1 protein-coding gene is annotated in these 233 nt (G+C 77.7%); it reads right to left on the bottom strand.

Annotation, left to right across the window (positions count from 1 at the left end; translation table 11 throughout):
• The coding region (locus tag AAEY80_RS14890) for a hypothetical protein (RefSeq protein WP_350588646.1) at positions 1 to 233 on the bottom strand (233 nt) is incomplete at both ends.

Below are 233 nucleotides of genomic sequence, written 5' to 3'. Positions count from 1 at the left end.
CGACGGGCCGGGGCGGCGTGCCTGGCGCGTCAGCAGTCCGGCCAGCGCGGCGTTCGCGCTGCCGGTGACGGGGTCCTCGCCGGGCGTGCCGAACTGGCCGCCCGTCATCAGGCAGCGGATCTCGAACGTCGCGGGGCCGCCTTCGGCATGCGGCGCGTAGGCGGCGAGGCCGTCCACGCCGTAACGGCGGGTGAGCGCGGCCAACGCGGCCGGATCGGGCGACAGGCCGATGC

This window comes from Psychrobacter sp. 78a-MNA-CIBAN-0178, assembly GCF_040309625.1.
In the GTDB taxonomy this organism is placed as follows: domain Bacteria; phylum Pseudomonadota; class Gammaproteobacteria; order Pseudomonadales; family Moraxellaceae; genus Psychrobacter; species Psychrobacter okhotskensis.
This window is presented reverse-complemented; position numbering and strand designations above follow the sequence as displayed.